17 protein-coding genes and 1 pseudogene are annotated in these 17751 nt (G+C 68.6%); 13 read left to right on the forward strand and 5 right to left on the reverse strand.

The window, feature by feature from the left end:
- Positions 1–34 precede the first annotated feature (34 nt).
- Together VNN10_08230 and ispG are read left to right on the forward strand one after the other, a co-directional pair.
- Positions 35–1402 (forward strand): M50 family metallopeptidase, encoded by a 1368-nt coding sequence (locus tag VNN10_08230; GenBank protein ID HXH22003.1) that lies wholly within the window; start codon positions 35–37, stop codon positions 1400–1402.
- A 66-nt stretch (positions 1403–1468) separates the two neighbouring features.
- Complete coding sequence (ispG, locus tag VNN10_08235; GenBank protein HXH22004.1) at positions 1469–2608, forward strand: flavodoxin-dependent (E)-4-hydroxy-3-methylbut-2-enyl-diphosphate synthase; 1140 nt, start codon at positions 1469–1471, stop codon at positions 2606–2608.
- A 97-nt stretch (positions 2609–2705) separates the two neighbouring features.
- On the opposite strand, the gene VNN10_08240 is transcribed toward ispG, so the two are convergent.
- Positions 2706–3938 carry a GNAT family N-acetyltransferase gene (locus VNN10_08240; GenBank protein HXH22005.1) on the reverse strand — a complete coding sequence of 411 codons (1233 nt, stop codon included), beginning with the start codon at positions 3936–3938 and terminating at the stop codon, positions 2706–2708.
- 208 nt (positions 3939–4146) lie between these two features.
- On the opposite strand from VNN10_08240, the gene sodN reads away from it, so the two are divergent.
- Together sodN and lepB are read left to right on the forward strand one after the other, a co-directional pair.
- Positions 4147–4644, forward strand: a complete 498-nt coding sequence (gene sodN / locus VNN10_08245; protein ID HXH22006.1) for a superoxide dismutase, Ni — start codon at positions 4147–4149, stop codon at positions 4642–4644.
- 69 nt (positions 4645–4713) lie between these two features.
- Positions 4714–5115 carry a signal peptidase I gene (gene lepB / locus VNN10_08250; GenBank protein HXH22007.1) on the forward strand — a complete coding sequence of 134 codons (402 nt, stop codon included), beginning with the start codon at positions 4714–4716 and terminating at the stop codon, positions 5113–5115.
- A gap of 74 nt (positions 5116–5189) precedes the next feature.
- Here lepB and VNN10_08255 read toward each other — a convergent pair whose 3' ends face one another.
- From VNN10_08255 to VNN10_08270, 4 genes and pseudogenes are all read right to left on the reverse strand, one after another.
- On the reverse strand, positions 5190–6485 hold the full coding sequence (locus VNN10_08255; GenBank protein ID HXH22008.1) for a glycosyltransferase family 39 protein: 1296 nt from the start codon (positions 6483–6485) through the stop codon (positions 5190–5192).
- A 506-nt stretch (positions 6486–6991) separates the two neighbouring features.
- Positions 6992–7459 (reverse strand): annotated as a pseudogene (locus tag VNN10_08260) (NADH-quinone oxidoreductase subunit B family protein).
- A 284-nt stretch (positions 7460–7743) separates the two neighbouring features.
- Positions 7744–8148, reverse strand: coding sequence for a hypothetical protein (locus VNN10_08265; GenBank protein ID HXH22009.1), 405 nt, complete (start codon positions 8146–8148; stop codon positions 7744–7746).
- Positions 8149–8237: 89 nt separating this feature from the next.
- Positions 8238–8732: a MogA/MoaB family molybdenum cofactor biosynthesis protein gene (locus VNN10_08270; GenBank protein ID HXH22010.1), complete on the reverse strand. Its 495-nt coding sequence runs from the start codon at positions 8730–8732 to the stop codon at positions 8238–8240.
- Positions 8733–8934: 202 nt separating this feature from the next.
- Here VNN10_08270 and mraZ point away from each other — a divergent pair, with 202 nt between their 5' ends.
- The 9 genes from mraZ to VNN10_08315 form a co-directional block, all read left to right on the forward strand.
- Positions 8935–9354, forward strand: coding sequence for a division/cell wall cluster transcriptional repressor MraZ (gene mraZ, locus VNN10_08275; protein HXH22011.1), 420 nt, complete (start codon positions 8935–8937; stop codon positions 9352–9354).
- Positions 9354–10301, forward strand: a complete 948-nt coding sequence (rsmH, locus tag VNN10_08280) for a 16S rRNA (cytosine(1402)-N(4))-methyltransferase RsmH (protein ID HXH22012.1) — start codon at positions 9354–9356, stop codon at positions 10299–10301. Before mraZ ends, rsmH begins: the two co-directional genes overlap by 1 nt.
- Positions 10302–10304: 3 nt before the next feature.
- Positions 10305–10736 (forward strand): septum formation initiator family protein, encoded by a 432-nt coding sequence (locus tag VNN10_08285; GenBank protein HXH22013.1) that lies wholly within the window; start codon positions 10305–10307, stop codon positions 10734–10736.
- 106 nt (positions 10737–10842) lie between these two features.
- Positions 10843–12588 (forward strand): penicillin-binding protein 2, encoded by a 1746-nt coding sequence (locus tag VNN10_08290; GenBank protein HXH22014.1) that lies wholly within the window; start codon positions 10843–10845, stop codon positions 12586–12588.
- Positions 12589–12593: 5 nt separating this feature from the next.
- Positions 12594–13952, forward strand: coding sequence for a UDP-N-acetylmuramoyl-tripeptide--D-alanyl-D-alanine ligase (gene murF / locus VNN10_08295; GenBank protein ID HXH22015.1), 1359 nt, complete (start codon positions 12594–12596; stop codon positions 13950–13952).
- Positions 13953–14930, forward strand: coding sequence for a phospho-N-acetylmuramoyl-pentapeptide-transferase (locus VNN10_08300; GenBank protein HXH22016.1), 978 nt, complete (start codon positions 13953–13955; stop codon positions 14928–14930).
- Position 14931: 1 nt separating this feature from the next.
- Complete coding sequence (gene murD / locus VNN10_08305) at positions 14932–16362, forward strand: UDP-N-acetylmuramoyl-L-alanine--D-glutamate ligase (GenBank protein HXH22017.1); 1431 nt, start codon at positions 14932–14934, stop codon at positions 16360–16362.
- Positions 16359–17546 carry a putative lipid II flippase FtsW gene (gene ftsW, locus VNN10_08310; protein ID HXH22018.1) on the forward strand — a complete coding sequence of 396 codons (1188 nt, stop codon included), beginning with the start codon at positions 16359–16361 and terminating at the stop codon, positions 17544–17546. Before murD ends, ftsW begins: the two co-directional genes overlap by 4 nt.
- Positions 17543–17751: glycosyltransferase (locus VNN10_08315; GenBank protein HXH22019.1), on the forward strand; the 209-nt coding region annotated here is incomplete at its 3' end. The genes ftsW and VNN10_08315, both read left to right, overlap by 4 nt.

Here is a 17751-nt window from a genome sequence, read left to right on the forward strand (position 1 = left end):
CGGACGGCAGAAATGCTGAAATGCTGAAAGCAGAATGAACGTCATCCTCGAAAGCGTCCTGCCCTTCGTCGCCATCCTGGTCTTCCTCGTCGTCGTGCACGAGCTGGGGCACTTCGTTACGGCGAAGCTTTCAGGCGTGAAGGTGCTCGAGTTCGGCATCGGTTACCCTCCGCGCCTCTGGGGCTTCAAGTTCCGCGACACGGAGTACACCATCAACATCCTCCCCCTGGGCGGCTTCGTCCGCCTCCTCGGCGAAGAGGACCCGAGCGACCCGCACAGCCTGGCCGCCCAACCCGCCTGGAAGCGGCTTATCGTGATGGTCTCCGGTTCCTTCATGAACTTCCTCCTCGCCGTGGCCCTCTTCACCGTCGCGTTGATGATCCCGCGTGAATTGCCGGCCGGGCGGGCGCAGATCTCGCAGGTCGTGCCCGGCTCGCCCGCGGCCGAGGCCGGCCTCAAGGTCGGAGACATAATCGAGAAGATCGATGGCCGGGACGTGAAGAGCACGCCCGAGGCCAGCTACAACATTCGTCTCCACCTGGGCGAGCGCATCCCGATACAGGTCAAGCGCACGGACCCCCTGACCGGTGAAAGCACCACTTACACGGCCTGGGTCAAGCCGCGCTGGGCGCCGCCGCCCTTCGTCTACACCGTCCAGCCCGGCGACACCGTAGACAAGGTCGCCTCGGCGACCGGCTTCGACCGCTTCTCCGTGCGCACGGCCGCCGGCATTGACTTCATCGTGCCAGCTGGCAAGGAGCTGGTGATCCAGGACGCAGGTGAGACCATCCGCTACACGCCCCGGGAGGACGAGACCGTCGACTTCATAGCGCGCACCCTGCGCGTGAGCGAGGACCAGGTGGCGCTTGCCGCCGGCCTGCCTGACCAGAACGCCCTCAAGCCCGGTACCGAGCTGAAGTTCCAGCAGGGCGCCACCGGCATCCGCATTGGCCCCCAGTACCCGTTTACGGAGACGCGGTCAGAGGACCCGCTCTCCGCGCTGCGCCTCGGGGTCCGCCAGACGTTCGACTCCCTGAAGCTGGCGCGCAACGAGGTCATCGCCTGGATCAAAGGCGCCTCGACTCCGGCAGTGTCCGGCCCCATAGGGATTGCCCAGACCACCGGGGAGGTGGTGGAACAGGCCGGCTGGAAGAGCCTCGTGGACTTCGCCGCCCTGCTCAGCGTGAACCTGGCCATCCTCAACATCCTGCCCCTTCCCATGCTCGATGGCGGGCGCATGGCCTTCGTGCTCATCGAGGTCATGCGCCGTGGCCGGCGCATCGCGCCCGCGAAGGAAGCGCTCATCCACCTCGTCGGCTTCGCCGCGATGTTGATCCTGGTCGTCGTGCTCAGCTACTTTGACATCGCGAGGATCGTCCGCGGAGACAGCATCTTCAGGTAGGCCGCGGTCAGGTAAAGTGAAGGGCAAGGATGCCCGGCCCGTCCACAGGCCACGAAAGGCTCAGGCATGATTCCCGCGCCGCGCCGCAAGTCGAAGAAGATTTACGTCGGTGATGTCGCCGTCGGCGGCGACGCCCCGATCGTCGTGCAGTCGATGTGCAGCACCGACACCGCCGACGTCGCGAGCACCGTCCGCCAGATCCACGAGCTCGCCGAGTTGGGCTGCGAGATCGTCCGCGTCGCCGTCCCCGACAAGGAGGCGGCCGAGGCGCTTCCTGAAATCGTGCGCCAGACCCCGGTGCCCCTCATCGCCGACATCCATTTCGATTACCGCTGGGCTCTCGCCGCGATCCGCGCCGGCTTCCACGGCCTGCGCCTGAACCCCGGCAACATCCGCGACCCCGAGAAGGTGCGCATGGTGGTCAAAGAGGCGAAGGAGCGCGGCATCCCGATCCGTATCGGCGTCAACGCCGGCAGCCTGCCGCCAATCCGCGCCCTGGCAGACGGCGAGATGCCGCCGACCATCGTCGAACGCATGGTCGAGGCCGCCCTCTGGGAGATCAAGATCCTCGAGGAGATGGACTACGACAACATCAAGATCAGCATGAAGGCCTTCGACGTGCCCACGATGGTCGAGGCCTACCGCACGCTGGCGCCCATGATCCCTTATCCGCTGCACCTCGGCGTGACGGAAGCGGGGACGCCCCGCGCCGGCTCGGTGCGCAGCGCCATCGGTATCGGCATCCTCCTCTCGGAAGGCATCGGCGACACGATCCGCGTGTCGCTCGCGGCCGACCCGAAAGAGGAGATCCCCGTATGCTGGGACATCCTCAACAGCCTCAACCTGCGCCGTCATGGACCCACGCTGGTCGCCTGCCCGACCTGCGGCCGCATCGAGATCGAGCTGATACCGCTCGCCCACAAGGTCGAAGAGCACTTCGTGAAGCTGGGCAAGCCGATTACCGTCGCCGTTATGGGCTGCGTCGTGAACGGCCCCGGCGAGGCGAAGATGGCGGACATCGGCATCGCCGGCGGCAAGGGCCGCGGCGTCATCTTCCGCAAGGGCCAGGTCATCCGCACCGTGGACGAGCCTGACTTCCTGACCGCCCTCATCGAGGAGGGCAACCGCGTGATCGCCGAAATGGAGGGCCAGGAAGTCGCGCCTTACGCCGGCGACGACGCCCTCATCCCGATCACGGCGCTCTAGGGCAAGCTCCGGTCAGACGCATCCCGACAAAGTCGGCTCGCGGGCGGTCTGAGGCATCGACGGCCGCAAGGGTTCTCCTGGACGCCTGCCCGCGGGGCTAGAAGTTATCGGCGCAGAAGGGCCGGTACTTCGTGCGCAGGGCGGCGTCCCAGCGCGGCAGCGCCGCTGCGTCGTGGACCTCAAGGCGGCCCATGCGCGCGGCCTCGGTAGCCGTGATCTGATTGAACGCGAGCATCGCTAGCGTGTTGACGTCCATCGTGACATCCGGCGCCCTGGTCAGCGTCGGCGCGCCGGGGTGTGAGGCGCTGGCGGTCAACGGGCGCACTTCGGCCTCCGGGCCGGTGACCATCTCCCAGACGCCCTCGTTCCAGGGCGCCATCGCATCGGCGACTTCGAAGCGCAAGACGGCCTTCTCGGGGTAAGGGCGCGACATCAGGGCCGCTGGCACGTCGATGACCCGCGCGAGCAGCCCGTCGCGCCACGATGCGCGCAGCATGCGCGGCTCAAGCAGCAGGTGCGGCAGCGGGTCGTCGGCAGGCACGGCCGGCCAGATGACTTCGCGCGCCAGCTCCATCCGCGAAAGGTACTGCCAGATGGCGCGATAACAGCCAATGTCCAGCCATACCAGGTCAGCGATCCTCACCTCCTGGCCCGGCCCCGGACCTTCGTAGCGGCCTTCGCCGCTACTGTAGACCAGATAGCCGCGCGCCTCGCCTCCTTCCTCGTAGACCACGATGGTCCGCGTATGCCCCGGCGGCGGCGGCGCCAGCACGTTCGCCTCCCACATCGCCCGGCCACGGTGCACGTAGCCGGTGCGCTCTTCCCGGAAGCGCCGGTAGAGGTCGACCAGAAGGCCGAACTCCTCGTCCTTCGAGACCTCGCGGAAGCTGCCCCTGGTTTCGAAGCCAGTCGCGAACTGAAGGTAGCGGGGCTCTACGCGGTAGCTGTAGTGGGTGGAGACGATGCCGTAGCCGAAGCGCTGGTAGATCGCAGCCTGGGAGGCGTAGAGGAGGGCCCAGGGCTGCTGCTTCGCCTCCTTCAGCCGGACGAAGTCCGTCTCCATGATCCGCCGCAGGTAGCCGCGGCGCCGGTAGATCGGGTTGGTCGAGACGCAGGTCACTCCCGCGACGGGGACGGCGTTGCCATTGAAGCGCATGGTCAGCGGCCAGGCGCCGTAGGTCGTCGCCAGCCTGCCGTCCTCGAAGGCGCACAGCGTCCACTCGGGCAGAAGGCCTTCGATCGGCCGGGAAGGGTCGAGGGCGAGGGCAGTCGAGACCGTCCGCACGAACTCACCCATCTCCTCCAGGCGGGCGGGCCGGATTTCCAGCATGGAGGGAGTATATATGCCCTGGCCCGGCCGTGGGCGCGACCCCAGACCGCTGGCGAAGAGGCCGCCGCTGCGGGCTGCAAGACGCCGCTGGCCGTGGGTACGCGTGGCACAGAGGCAGGCGCGGCGCTATATTAAGAGCCGCGAGCGCTGCCGCTCGTCCCCGCCTTCGTCATTTGGCCCCGGTAGCACCATTCTTTCGGGAGGAGATATGAACCTGCTCAGTCCTATGCTCCGCGCCCTCGACCGCCTCTCGCCGCCCGAGAGGGTCTCGGCCCACTGCGACATCCCCTGCGGCATCTACGACCCCCACGCCGCCCAGGTGGCCGCCCTCACGGTCCTGCGCATGAACCAGCTCATCAAGGCCCTCGACAGGTCGAACGCCGACCTGGCCGCGATGCAGATTGCGCGTTACACCCAGACCAAGGAGTCGCACGCCGAGCTCTGCAAGAAGGAACTCGACATCCTCTGGCACGACTACTTCCGGCCGGAGCACCTGGAGAAGTACCCGGACCTGCACACGAAGTTCTGGATGGCCAACAAGCTCGCCTCTCGCAACAAGCAGAGCATCGACGAGCAGGCGGCCAACGACCTCCTGAACGCCGTCAACGAGATCGCCGAGATCTTCTGGGCGACCAAGAACGTCCCCACCCGCCGCGGCCCCTCGAACCAGACCGCGGGCGGCGAGTTCGTCTACCCCGCGAACTAACGCCAGCGAAGGGACAGTCGCGCGCACGTAGGGGCAGGCCCGGTGCCTGCCCCTGCAGGCGCTCCCTCCATGAAGCGCCTCGTCCCCGCACTGGCAGCCCTGCTCGGGCTCGGCGCCATCGGCGCCATCGCGCTACTGCTGTCTACCCGGCGAATGGTCGTCGAAGGACGCAGCATGGAGCCGGAGTTCCAGCCTGGCGACCGCGTGCTCGTGAACAAGCTCGCCTACCTGCGCTCTGCGCCGGCGCGCGGCGACGTCGTCGTCGTGCAACGGGCCGGCGACGCCAGCCCGCACCTGAAACGCATCGCCTTCGTGCCCGGCGATGAGGTCGAGGCCGGAAGCGGCCGACGCCGGCTCGGCCCCGGCGAGTACTGGCTCCTCGGCGACAACCCCGCCGAGAGCACCGACAGCCGTCAACTGGGCCCGGCGCGCAGGGAGGAGATCGCCGGCAAGGTGCTCTTCAAGTACTGACGCCGCCGTCCTGACGAGGGCAGGCCTTCGGTCGCGGCGCGGCCGGCAAGGCCGGCGACAGGGCCCGGCCTGGATCACGGGGCGCCGGACTGGAGGAGGCGGCTGGCCCGGCGCTGCAGCAAGATGACGGCGCGGCCAGCCGCTGGCGCCAGAAGCGCCAGCAGGGGAAGGTGGTAGCGGGGCTCGCCGAAGAAGACGATGTGCGCGAGAGCCCACAGGGCGAGGAACACGAAGGCGAAGCGCCGATAGTCCGGTGCGCACCGGGCGAGCCCGAAGGCCGCGAGTGCGAGCAGCGTTATGTATCCCGCGACGATGAGCGCTTTCAGTGGAACCCGGGCCCCGTCAGGCAGCGGCGTTAGGCCGTAGCTATCGACCCAGGTAAGCGCGTCCGTATCCGGCCGCCACAGGGCGACGACCTTGCGGGCCGCCAGCTCGGCCTCCCGCGCCGGATGCGAGAGCGCGTAATCCAGCGCCCGCTGCCGGCCTTCGTCGTTGAACAGGACCTCGAGCGCCTGGAAGTCGGGCGCCTGCTCTGACCAGAGGTCATGCGGCGTCTCGTAGCGGCCGCTCGCGTAAGGCGCATGGCCGACGCGCAGGTTGTAGCCGAAGTTCGTCGAGAGCAGCACCGGCGAGTCCAGGGCAAGGCTGCTCCTCGCCGCCCAGGGCGCGAGCACCGCCGCGGCCCCGAGGGTGAGCAGCGCGGTGCTCCGGGCGGCGAGCCTCGAGCCGCGGCCCTGCCAGAGGAGCAGCAGGGACCAGGCGGGCAAGAGCAGCAGCGCCTGCCCCCGCGCCAGTGCCGCCAACCCGACCACGACCCCGGCTCCGAGCAGGCGCCCCGGGCTCCCGGCCTCCGTCCCGCCGGGGCCCCATGGAAGGAAAGCGAGGGCCAGGGCGAACAAGAACGTGAACCAGGTCTCCGACAGCAGCACCGGCGTCCAGGCGATCAGGCTCGGCGACAGCGCCACCAGGACGCCTGCGGCGAGCCCTGCCGCCGTCCCCCCGAAGCGCCGGCCCAGCCAGTACACCGGCACGACGGTCAGCGCGCCCGCGGCGGCGTTCAGGCCCCGCGCCAACCCGATGCCCTCGCCGAAGAAGGCGTAGCCCGCGGCGAGGAAGAAGGAGTAGCCGGGCGGGTAGAACGCCGTCGCCTCGCCGCCGGGTCGGAAGCCCTGGTCGGTGAAGAGGACTCTGTAACCGTCGCCTCGTGCCAGGCTGCGGGCAGTGGCGTCGTAATACTCGGCGTCGGAGAAGGGCGGAGGCACCGGCTGCGCCCACTCCGAGAACCAGAGGCGGAGCCCGAAGGCGAGCAGCACCAGCCCCGGGAGCACTACGTAGTTACGCCGCGACAACCGCGAAACCAGGGACGCCACGGCGCCGAGCTTAAGGAAACGTCCTTGCGACGGGCGACTCACGCGCAGGCCGCGAGGCGCTGCCGCGGCCCGTCGACCGCCTTCAGGCGCCCCCGCTGCTGCCGGCGGCAGCAAAGACGAAGAAACGGCCCCAGGGCGCACCGGCCCTTGTGGATGTGGTCGGGAGCCGCGGGTTCAGCCATACCTCTGAGGGGATATGTTGCCACGGCCCCCGGCCGCACGCCGGAAGCCGGCTGACGACGGCTGCCTCAGGGCCTGAAGTAGCAGCGGCCTTCGTGGCCCCGCTCGGGAATGGGCGTCGGGCAGGCCCAGTCCGGGTCCGCGAGGTCGGTCGATGTGAAGCTCTTGTGGCAGTAGTGGCACTCCAGCAGCCGGCGGTCTACCGTGCCCGCGAAAGGCGGGAACAGCGACTCGAGCTCCAGGCGGACCGGGTCGCCGGGCGGGAGGAACTGCGAGAAGTCGCCCGTCGGCTCCGTCCGCGGCAGCCGTCCCTTGTCGGAAGCCTTGATCTTGTCCTGAAGCAGCATGAGCCCCGTGAGCAACGACTCCGGTCTCGGCGGGCAGCCGGGTACGTAGACGTCCACCGGGATGATGAGATTGACGCCGGGGAGCGTGCTGTAGCCGAAAGCGAAAGGCCCGCCCATTGTGGCACAACCCCCGAACGCGATAGCCCACTTCGGCTCCGGCATCTGCAGCCAGACGCGGCGCACGGACGGCGCCATCTTCCAGGTCACGGTGCCCGCGACGATCATGAGGTCCGCCTGCCGCGGCGAGGCGCGGAAGATCTCCGCGCCGAAGCGGGCGATGTCGTAGCGCGAGGTGGCCGTTGCTATCATCTCGATCGCGCAGCAGGCAAGCCCGAACATCGCCGGCCACAGCGAGGACGAGCGCGCCCAGTTGAGGACATTGTCTACCGACGCGAGGAGGATGTTCTTCTCCAGGTCCTCTTCGACGCTGGTAGAGATGATCGGCAGGCTCTCGCTTCGCAACCGTCACCCCCGTCCCTCTCGCCCTCGGGGAGAGGAGGAATGGACTTTTGGAACCGCTCGCTTCGCATTCTAGGTGGGGCCATCGGTAGGTACAACCGAAACAAGGCGCCTGCTTCTCGGCCCGGCGCAGCACGCGCGCCGGCCAGGCCCGCGCGTCAGCGCAGGCCTGGCCTCCGACTGCGCCTCCCGGCTCTCAGAGCAGGCCGCGTCCGGAGTGCGGCCGGCGGGACCTGACGGGCGTCCCGCCCGGCCGGGCCGCGTCTCCGGAGCTACGGCTGGATGGGGCAGAGGAAGTCCAGCGACGGCTGGCGCGTCAGCGTGATCGCGCCGTCCGCGGCCGCTTGCAGCACCTCCGTGGCGCTGTTCAGCCCCCCGTACGCAGCGATGTCGCCAGCGTCCACGTTGCCGGCCACGTAGACCTTCCAGCGGCCGCCGTGGTAGCCCGCGCCGCCCGGGGCAACGCCCGCGACGCCGCCGACGCCGGGCACCATGTACAGCGGGTCGGTGCCCTCCTTAGGCATGGCCGAGGGCGGCACCAGCGTGCGGACCATCTGGTTCTCGTACCACAGAGTGCCCATCGGCGGCGGCGCCGCCTCCACGGTCGTCGCCAGGACCAGCGCCAGGACGGCGCCAGCGCCCAGGGCGAGTGCGGTCCGGTCTCCTGTTCGGGACATGTCATCCCTCCTTTCGAGGGACGACGTTAGGGCGCGCTCCTTACGGGGCGCTTACCAGGATTACGGTTCTGAGTCGGTTGGCCGCGCGGTCAGGCTCGAGGATGCTGCTCGCCACCCTCGCCGCGCAGGAGTTCGACCGCGTGGGGGATCAGGCCGACAATGGCCTCCAGGCTCTCGCGCGCCCCCTTCTCGCTTCCCGGCAGGTTCACGATGAGCGTCTTCCCACGGGTCCCCACGACGCCCCGCGACAGCGCCGCCGTGGGCGTGCTGCGCCGCCCCACCTCCCGCATGAGCTCTGCCATGCCGGGTACCTGCCGGTCGATGACGTCCAGCGTGGCCTCCGGTGTCACGTCCCGCGGCGCCAGGCCGGTGCCGCCGGTGGTCACGATCAGGTCCTCGCCGCCGTCTGCCAGGGTCTCGAGCAGTTCCGCGATCTCGTCGCGCTCGTCCGGGACAAGAGCGGTCTGGCGGACCTCGATGCCCTGCCGGCTCAATATCTCGGCGACCGCGGGCCCGGCCGTATCGACACGCTCGCCGCGCGCTCCCTTGTCGCTGACCGTGATCACCGCCGCGCTGATGGCCACGCTCGCATCTTAAGCGATGCGGTGCGGCCCTGAGACATCTTGGCTCCAAGTCCTGCAGGGCCGGCGGGCGGGTTGCAGAAATGTGTAAACAAATGGTGATTATGTATTGACAGCGTGGTAATCAGTGGTAGAGTGTGGGAGCTAGTGGGCAACTGTGAGGCGGGAGTGGGGCTCAAGTCATTCCCGTGGGGCAACGGGGTCAATGCTGTTTCTCGGCACATACCCTTACTCAATGGACGAGCGGGGCCGGGTCCCGATCCCACCCCGTTTCCGCGATGCCTTCCTGAGCGGCGTGATCCTGACTCAGGGCTCGCCGGACAAGTGCGTGCGCATCTACCCCCTCTCGGGGTTTCAGGAGAAGGCAGACCTCTACATGGCGGAGCCGGTGACCCGGCGTCTCGGCCGGCTGATGCGGCGCAGCTTCTTCAGCGGCGCCTTCGACGCCCAGCTCGACCGGCAGGGCCGCGTGCTCATACCAACGCAGCTCCGCCGATGGGCGGGCCTCGACGGCGACGTCGTGGTCATTGGCATCGGCGACGGAGTCGAGATCTGGGACCAGGCCGCCTACGAGGAGGCGCGCGCGGCGGAGGAAGCGGAACTGGAGGCGCTCGAATCGGAATGATGGCTACCGAAGAAGCCGTCGCCCATGAGCCCGTCATGCTGCGCGAGGTCCTCGCCGGCCTCAACGTCGTGCCCGGCGGCCGCTACGTGGACTGCACCGTGGACGGCGGCGGCCACGCCGAAGCGATCCTTTTCGCCTCGGCTCCCGGCGGCTCCGTCCTGGGCATCGACGCCGACGCCGACGCTCTTGACCGCGCGCGGCGCCGGCTATCGCACTTCGGGTCGTCCGTAGCGCTGGTGCACGCCAACTTCCGCGATGTCGACACTGTCTGCCGCGAACGCAGCTTCGTGCCTGTGAACGGCATCCTTTTCGACCTTGGGCTCTCTTCCATCCAACTCGCGAGCGCCTCCAGGGGGTTCAGCTTCATGCGCGAAGGGCCCCTGGACATGCGCTTCTCGCCGGACCAGGAGACTACCGCTTCCTACTGGGTGAACGAGGCGTCAGAAGCCGAACTGTCAGACTTGATCTGGCGTTTCGGCGAGGAGAAGGAGAGCCGGCGTATCGCCCGAGCCATCGTCCAGCGTCGTCCCTTGCAGACGACAACCGATCTAGCCAAAGCCGTCGAGCAGGCCGTGGGCCGGAGGCCTGGAAGTCAAACCCACCCCGCCACCAGGACTTTCCAGGCCCTCCGCATCGCCGTCAACCAGGAGCTAGCCACCCTGAGCGACGCGTTGCCTCGGGCCCTCGGCCTGCTCGGCTTTGGATCCCGGCTTGTGGTCATCAGTTACCACTCGCTTGAGGACCGCATCGTCAAGCAGTTCATTGCGCGCGAGTCACGGGACTGCATTTGCCCGCCCCGGCAGCCGGTCTGCACCTGCGGCCACAAGGCGACTTTGCGGCCCGTGACCAGGGGCGCGGTCACTCCCTCCCCGGAGGAAGTGGCCCGCAACCCGCGCGCCCGTAGCGCGAAGCTCCGGGTCGCGGAGCGGCTGCCGGCGGCCGCCTGAATCATGGCGACGCTCGACCGCCTCGCTCCACCCGTTGCTGCCCTTCCCCGCGAAGGGACCTGGACGCCCCGTCGCGCTATAGCCACCGCGGTCACCACCGCGGTGGCTATAGCGCTTCTCCAGGTCTTCCAGTCCGGGACCTTCGCCAACACCGGCGCCACCATCCAGCAGCTGGAGGCTGCGCGGACCGACGCCCGGGCTCGAGTCCACGATCTCGAGGCCGAGATCGCGGCCCTCGCCTCGCTCGACCGCACCGAGCGCGCGGCGCGCGAACGTCTGGGCATGGTGCGGGCGACCAACATCACCTACATCGAGGTCGGCGTACCGGCCCCGGCAGGGCCGCTCCTGCCGCGCCCTGTCACCGACGCCACCCGACCAACAGAGGACAACAGGGCCTGGTGGGAGAAGATCCTGCAAGCCCTGCCGCTGCGATGATTCGACGACGGACGATTACGCGAGGGCAAGGAGCAGGTCAGGCCGCGCCCGGGCGCAGCTAGCCCTGTCCCTGGCCCGCGCTCCCGATTGCTCGGTGGGAGGGATCGTGCCGAAGGGTAACGGCAGCAGGTTCACCTGGCGCTTCGCCGCGCTCGTAGGCTTCCTCACGCTTGCCACCGCAGCGCTCGTCGTTCGCCTCGCCTTCATTCAGATCGTCCACCACGACCGCTACACTGTCGAGGCCCAGGCCGAGCACTTCCACAAGCAGCTCGTCCGCTCCAGCCGCGGCGCGATCCTGGACCGGAACGGGTTTCCGCTGGCCACGACGATCGACGCTTTCGACGTCTACGTCGACCGGCGCGCCTGGCGTGACGACGCCCCCGACCGCCCCCGCCGCGCCGCGTCAGCCCTTGCGCCCCTGCTGGGCAAGCCCGAACCGGCGCTCCTGGCGAGGCTCCTGGACACCTCCGAGGGCCCCGTGGGCCTCCTCGCCGACGGCATCGACTTCGAGGTAGGGCGAGCGATCCAGGACCTGGCGCTTCCGGGCATCTCCGTGGTTGCCGCGACCAAGCGCTATTACCCAGAGGGCGACATCGCCTCCAGCCTCATCGGCTTCCTGGGCCGTGACCATTCCGGGCTCGCCGGGCTGGAAGCAGACCTCGACGACATCCTCAGCGGCACGCCCGGCGCCATCTACTTCGAGCGCGACAGCATAGGCCGCCCGATCGCCTTCGGCGAAAGCCGCGTCGAGGCCGGCCGCCCCGGCGCCGACGTCCGCCTCACCATCGACCGCTACATCCAGCGCCTGGTGGAGGTCGAGCTCGACAAGCAGATCAAGGACCACCAGGCCAGCGGCGGCTCGATCATCGTCATGGACCCGAAGACCGGCGCCATCCTCGCCATGGCCAGCCGGCCGAGCTTCCGGCTCTCGCAGCTCAGCCTTGAGGGAGAGCCGCCGCTAGACCTCTTCCGTAACCGGGCGGTGACTGACCTGTACGAGCCCGGCTCCGTGATCAAGACAATCACCATGGCCGCGGCCATCGACATGGGCCTGGTTACCCCCGGCACGACCTATTACGACAGCGGCACGGTCACGAAGGGCGGCTACACCTTCAAGAACTGGGACTTCAGCGCCAACGGCACCCAGACCATGGTCGAACTGCTCCAGAAGAGCCTCAATACGGGGGCTATCTGGCTCAGCGACCTCCTCGGGGCCAACAACCTCTACGCCTACCTCAAGCGCTTCGGCTTCGGCGAGTCCACGTACTCCGGGCTCGGCGGCGAGGCGACCGGCCTGCTCCGCACCAACAAAGACAGCGGTTGGTACCCCTCTGACCTCGCAACGAACAGCTACGGCCAGGGCATGGCGGCGACGCCGCTCCAGGTCATCACCGCCATCGCCGCCGTGATCAATGGCGGCAAGCTCATGCGGCCATACGTTATCCAGGAGGTAGACTCGAGCGAGGGGCGCCGCATTTACGAACCTGTTATCGTCAGGCAGGCGATCTCGGAGGCTGCTTCCAGGACAATGGTCTCGATGCTGAACGAGGTTGTCGACGGCAACCCCGTGCACAAGGCCCGCATCCGCGGCTACCGGGTCGGCGGCAAGACCGGCACGACGCTCGTCTCGATTCCCACCGGCTACGCCCTCGACTCGACCATTGCCTCGTTCGTCGGCTTCGCCCCGGTAGAGGACCCGGCTTTCATCATGCTCGTCAAGATCGACCAGCCCCAGGATGACCCTCTCGGCGGCATTGTCGCCGCGCCGGTCTTCGGCAAGCTGGCGCCTCAAATCCTCGCCTACCTCAACGTCCCGCCCAGCACGGGCCCCGCCGTGCGGACGGCCCCTTGACCGGCATGCTGACCGCGGCAGAGCTCCGCCGAGCCCTGGGACCAGAGCTGCTCAGCGAGCGGCGCGGCGCGGCGCGCGTCTTCAGCGGCGTAAACAACGACTCCCGCAAGGTCCGGCCGGGCGAGCTCTTCGTCGCCCTCAAGACCGAGACCCGCGACGGCCACGACTTCGTCGCTCACGCGGTCGAGGCCGGGGCCGCCGGGCTCGTCGTCTCCCGCACCGTCGAGGCGCCCGCCAGCGTGTCCGTATTCCTCGTGCGCAACACTCAGACGGCCCTCGGCGAGATCGCGCGCTACTGGCGCTCCCGCTTTCTCCTCCGCGCGGTCGTGGTCACAGGCAGCGTGGGCAAGACGACCACGAAAGAACTGATCGCGGCCGTCCTCAGGAGCGAGCACGACGTCCTCAAGAGCCCGGCCAACTTCAACGACGAGGTCGGCGTCTCCATGACGCTGCTCCAGCTCGAGAGCCGCCACGACCGCGCCGTGATCGAGGTCGGGATGTTCGCCGAAGGCGAGATCCGCCGGCTCTGCGAGATCGTGAAGCCGGATATCGGCGTCGTGATGAATGTCGGCCCGGTGCATCTCGAGCGGCTCGGGAGCATCGAGGCAATCGCGCGGGCGAAATCGGAGGCCGTCCAGGACCTTCCCTGGACCGGCAACGCCATCCTCAACCACGACGACCCGCTCGTGGAAGCGATGCGCGCGAAGACGAAGGCGCGGGTCATGACCTTCGGCCTGACGCCGGGCGCGGCCATCCGCGGCACGAATGTCCGCAGCCGCGGCCTCGATGGCGTCGACTTCGAGGTGTCAGCGTTCGGGCGCACGCTCCAGGCACACTCGCCGCTTCCCGGGGCCGACCTCGTCCCGAACGCGCTCGCGGCGCTCGCCGTCGCCTTCGCCGACGGCATGTCGCTCGAGCAAGCCGTGAAGGCCCTGCGCGAGGCCCGGGTGCCGGCGCGCCTGCAAGTGAAGCGCGCGCGCTCGGGCGCGCTGGTGCTGGACGACTGCTACAACGCCAGCCCGGCCTCGATGTTCGCCGCCCTCGCGGTGCTCGCGGAGACTAAGGGACGCCACATAGCCCTGCTTGGCGACATGTTGGAGCTGGGGGCCGCGGAGGCCGATAGCCACCGCGCCGTCGGCCGCCGCGCGGCCGAGGTGGCGCAGGTGCTGTACACCGTGGGCACTCGCGCCGAGATGATCGGCGCCGCCGCCCGCGAGGCCGGCGCCCCCTGCGTCCGGCACTTCGACTCGAAGGAGGAGGCCGCGGCCGCCCTCGCCCGCGAGGCGCGGGAGGGCGACGTAGTCCTGGTCAAAGCATCGCACGGGATGGCGCTCGAGAGCGTCGTAGCGGAGCTGGTGGGGTAGATGGTCTATGCCTGCGCCTGCGCCCTGGCCGCAATGGCAATCTCCCTCGCCGCTGGCAGGCCGATCGTGACCGCCCTGCGCCTGCTCAAGATCGGCAAGGCCGAGTCCGGCGAGGAGCCGGCCGAGTACGCGAAGCGCGCCGGCAAGCCGACGATGGGCGGCTTCATCTTCCTCGCCGGAATCCTGCCGGTCGGCGCCTTCATCGCCCTGGACCGCGACGGCGACATCTTCCTGCCCCTGGCGGCGATGGCCGTCGCCGCCCTCGCCGGCATGGCCGACGATGCCCAGACGCTTGTAGGCCGGCAACGTGTGACAGGACACGAACGCTGGCTCTGGCTGGTGAAATGGGGCGTACTGGTCGGTATCGGCCTTGCGGCCGCGCTCGTCCTCTACTATCAGCTGGACCTCCAGCACGCCGTGCTCCCGGCCTTCATCGGCGATAGCTACAGCCTTGGCCTGCTGTACATCCCTGTCGTCGTCGCCGTCTTCGTCGTAGCCGTAAGCGGCGCCCTGCCGACTGATGGAATGGACGGCCTGATGGCGGGTGTCAGCATCTTTGCCTTCCTGGCCTACGCCGTCATCGCTTTGAGCCAGGGCCAGGAAGCACTGGGCGCCTTCGCGCTGGCCGTCACCGGGGCCTGCGCCGGCTACCTCTGGTACAACGCCTCGCCGGCTACGGTGATCATGGGGGAGGTCGGGGCGCAGGCGCTGGCCGTCGGCTGGGTGGTCGTTGCTTTCATGACCGGCTGGTGGCTCCTGATGCCAGTGATCGGCGTCATCTTCGTCGCCGAGGGCCTCTCGGACGTCATCCAGATTGCCTACTTCAAGCGGACGGGAGGCAAGCGCGTCTTCAAGATGGCCCCGATTCACTACCACTTCCAGCTCTCTGGCTGGGCAGAGACTCAGGTCGTCACGCGGTTCTGGCTCGTCGGCGCGGCTGGCGCCCTGGCCGGCATCGCCCTGGCGCTGGCGGAGTGACATGACGGTCGGCGACTGGCGCGGCAAGAAGGTTACGGTGATCGGCCTCGGCATCGAGGGCGAGGACATGGTGCGCTTTTTCGCGGCCCGCGGCGCCACGGTCACGGCGAGCGACGCCAAGACTCGCGAGGCTCTCGGGGCGCGCGTCGAGGCCCTGGAGCGCCTTGGCGCCCGGCTCGCCCTCGGCCGTAACGACCCGGCCGATGTCGCCGGCGCCGACCTCGTCTGCGTCTCTCAGGGTGTTCCCCTCTCGAACCCGGCTGTCCAGGCCGCCAGGGCCGCTGGCACGCCCGTCGAGTCGATGACCAGCCTCTTCATGCGCTGGTGGCCCGGACCAATCGCCGGTATCACCGGCAGTTCGGGCAAGACCACCACCACTTCGCTCGTAGACGCGATCTTCACAGCAGCCGGCGTGCCGCACAGCCTAGGAGGCAACATTGGCGTGGGCCTTCTGTCGCTGCTCGACTCCTTACCACCAGGCGAGGGAGGACGGCTCCCGGAAGGTGCCGGGGCAGCCGGCCAGGAAGGCGCCCGGCGCTGGGCCGTCCTTGAGATCAGCCACAGCCAACTCACGCTCGTCCGTCGTAGTCCGGACATTGCCGCTCTCCTCAACGTCACGCCGAACCACCTGGACCAGTTCACCTGGGAGGAGTACGTCGAGCTCAAGAGCCGCATCTTCTCCTTCCAGGGCCCGGACGACACCTGCGTCTTCAACGCCGAAGACCCTGTCTCGGCCGATCTGCGGCGCCGCTGCCCTTCGCGTCAGGTCCTCTTCGGGATCGAAGCCGACCATCGCGGCGAAGGCGCCTTCGTCTCGGACGGCACGCTGATGTTGCGCCGCAATGGCGTCATCGAGCGCCTGTTCCCAGTCGAAAGCATCCTGCTGCGCGGCCGCCACAACGTCGCAAACGTCGCCGCCGCGGCCGCGTTCGCCGCGGCCTGCGGCATCGAGTCCGGGCCGATCGTCGACGCCGTCCGCTCCTTCCGCGCGCCACCTCACCGCATCGAGTTCGTGGCGGAGGTCGACGGCGTCCGCTACTACAACGACAGCATCGCCACGACGCCGGAACGTACGCTCGCGGCGCTGCGTTCCTTCGAGGAGCCGGTTGTCCTGCTGTTGGGAGGCCGCGAGAAGCATCTCCCCCTGGAGGAGCTGGCTAGCGTCGCGGCAGTCCGTTGCCGGGCCATCGTCTGCTTCGGCGAAGCGCGCGACATCCTGGCTGCCGCGGTGGAGGGACACGGCAGGCCCGTAGAGCGCGTCGGGCAACTCCCCGAAGCGGTCGAGGCGGCCCGCCGCTACGCCAGGGCCGGAGACGTCGTCCTCCTGTCACCCGCCTGCACGAGCTTCGATGCCTACCCGAACTTTGAGCGCCGCGGCGAGCACTTCCGCGAGCTGGTCGGGGCGCTGGCGGCGCCGGGGGTGCGGCCGTGAAGGTAACGCAGACCAGCCGCCTCAGGCCCGGCAAGCCGGACCGGGCCATCTTCGTGACCTCCCTGGCGCTGGTCGTGGTCGGCCTCGTATTCGTCTACAGCGCCAGCTTCGCCGTGGCCCTCTCCGCGTTCGGCGACATCAACTACTTCATCGTGCGTCAGACCTTCGCCGCGCTGGTGGGCCTTGCGCTCATGCTCGCGCTGATGCGCATCGACTACCACAGGCTGCGCCTTGCCAGCCCGGCGCTGATGCTGGTCGCGGTCCTGAGTCTCGCCGCCGTCCTCGTCGTCGGTGACGACAACTATGGGGCCCGCCGCTGGATATCCCTCGGCTCGCTTCCCCCGTTCCAGCCGAGCGAATTCGCCAAGCTGGCCATCATCGTCTACATCTCGGCCTGGCTGGCTTCGCGCGGCAGCCAGGTGAAGACCTTCGCCCTTGGCTTCGTGCCCTTCATCTTCATGGTCGGCGTTGTGGCGGCGCTGATCATTCTCGAGCCTGACACCGGCACCGCGACGATCGTCATCTTGACGACTGTGACGCTCTTCTTCATCGCCGGCGCCTCGATTACGCACCTGTTCGCCCTGCTGGGTATCGGCGGAGTGACGGCGACGGTCCTCGTGTTCGCCCACAGCTACCGATTCGACCGCATCCTCTCGTTCGTCGCCGCAGAGGACGACCCCTCCGGCCTCGGCTTCCAGGTCATACAGCTGCTGATCGCGCTGGGCAGCGGCGGTGTGCACGGGCTGGGGCTAGGCGTCAGCCGCCAGAAGTTCTTCTACATCCCCGGCGCGCATACGGACGGCATCTTCGCGATAATCGGGGAAGAGGCTGGCTTCATCGGCGCCATGATGGTCATCTCGCTCTTCGCATATCTCTGCTACAGGGGGTTCCGCGTGGCGCTCAACGCCCGCGACGACTTCGGCGCCTACCTCGCGTTGGGCATCGTCGCCTGGATCGCCTTCCAGGCGCTCGTGAACATCGGCGGCGTTACGCGCTCCATCCCGCTCACCGGCATTCCGCTGCCCTTCATCAGCTACGGTGGCTCCGCCCTGATCGTGAACATGGCCGCCATCGGCGTCCTGCTGAGCGTGTCGCGCTACGGCAAGGACCAGGCCTACATCGAGCGGAATCGCCGGCAGCGCGGTCCCGCCACCGGAAAGTCCAAGGCGGTGGCCCCCGCATGAGGGTGGTCTTCTGCGGCGGTGGTACAGGGGGCCACGTGTACCCGGCCCTGACGGTTGCGCGCGCCCTGATGCAGCGCTGGCCGGTCACCATCCTGTACGTGGGCGTCCGCGGCAAGATCGATCAGGAGCTCGTGGCCCGCGAAGGCATCGACTTCAAGGCCGTGACCGCCCGCCCCCTGCGCACCGGCACGCTGCCGGGCACCGC

Source organism: Dehalococcoidia bacterium (genome assembly GCA_035574915.1).
Classification (GTDB): domain Bacteria; phylum Chloroflexota; class Dehalococcoidia; order DSTF01; family WHTK01; genus DATLYJ01.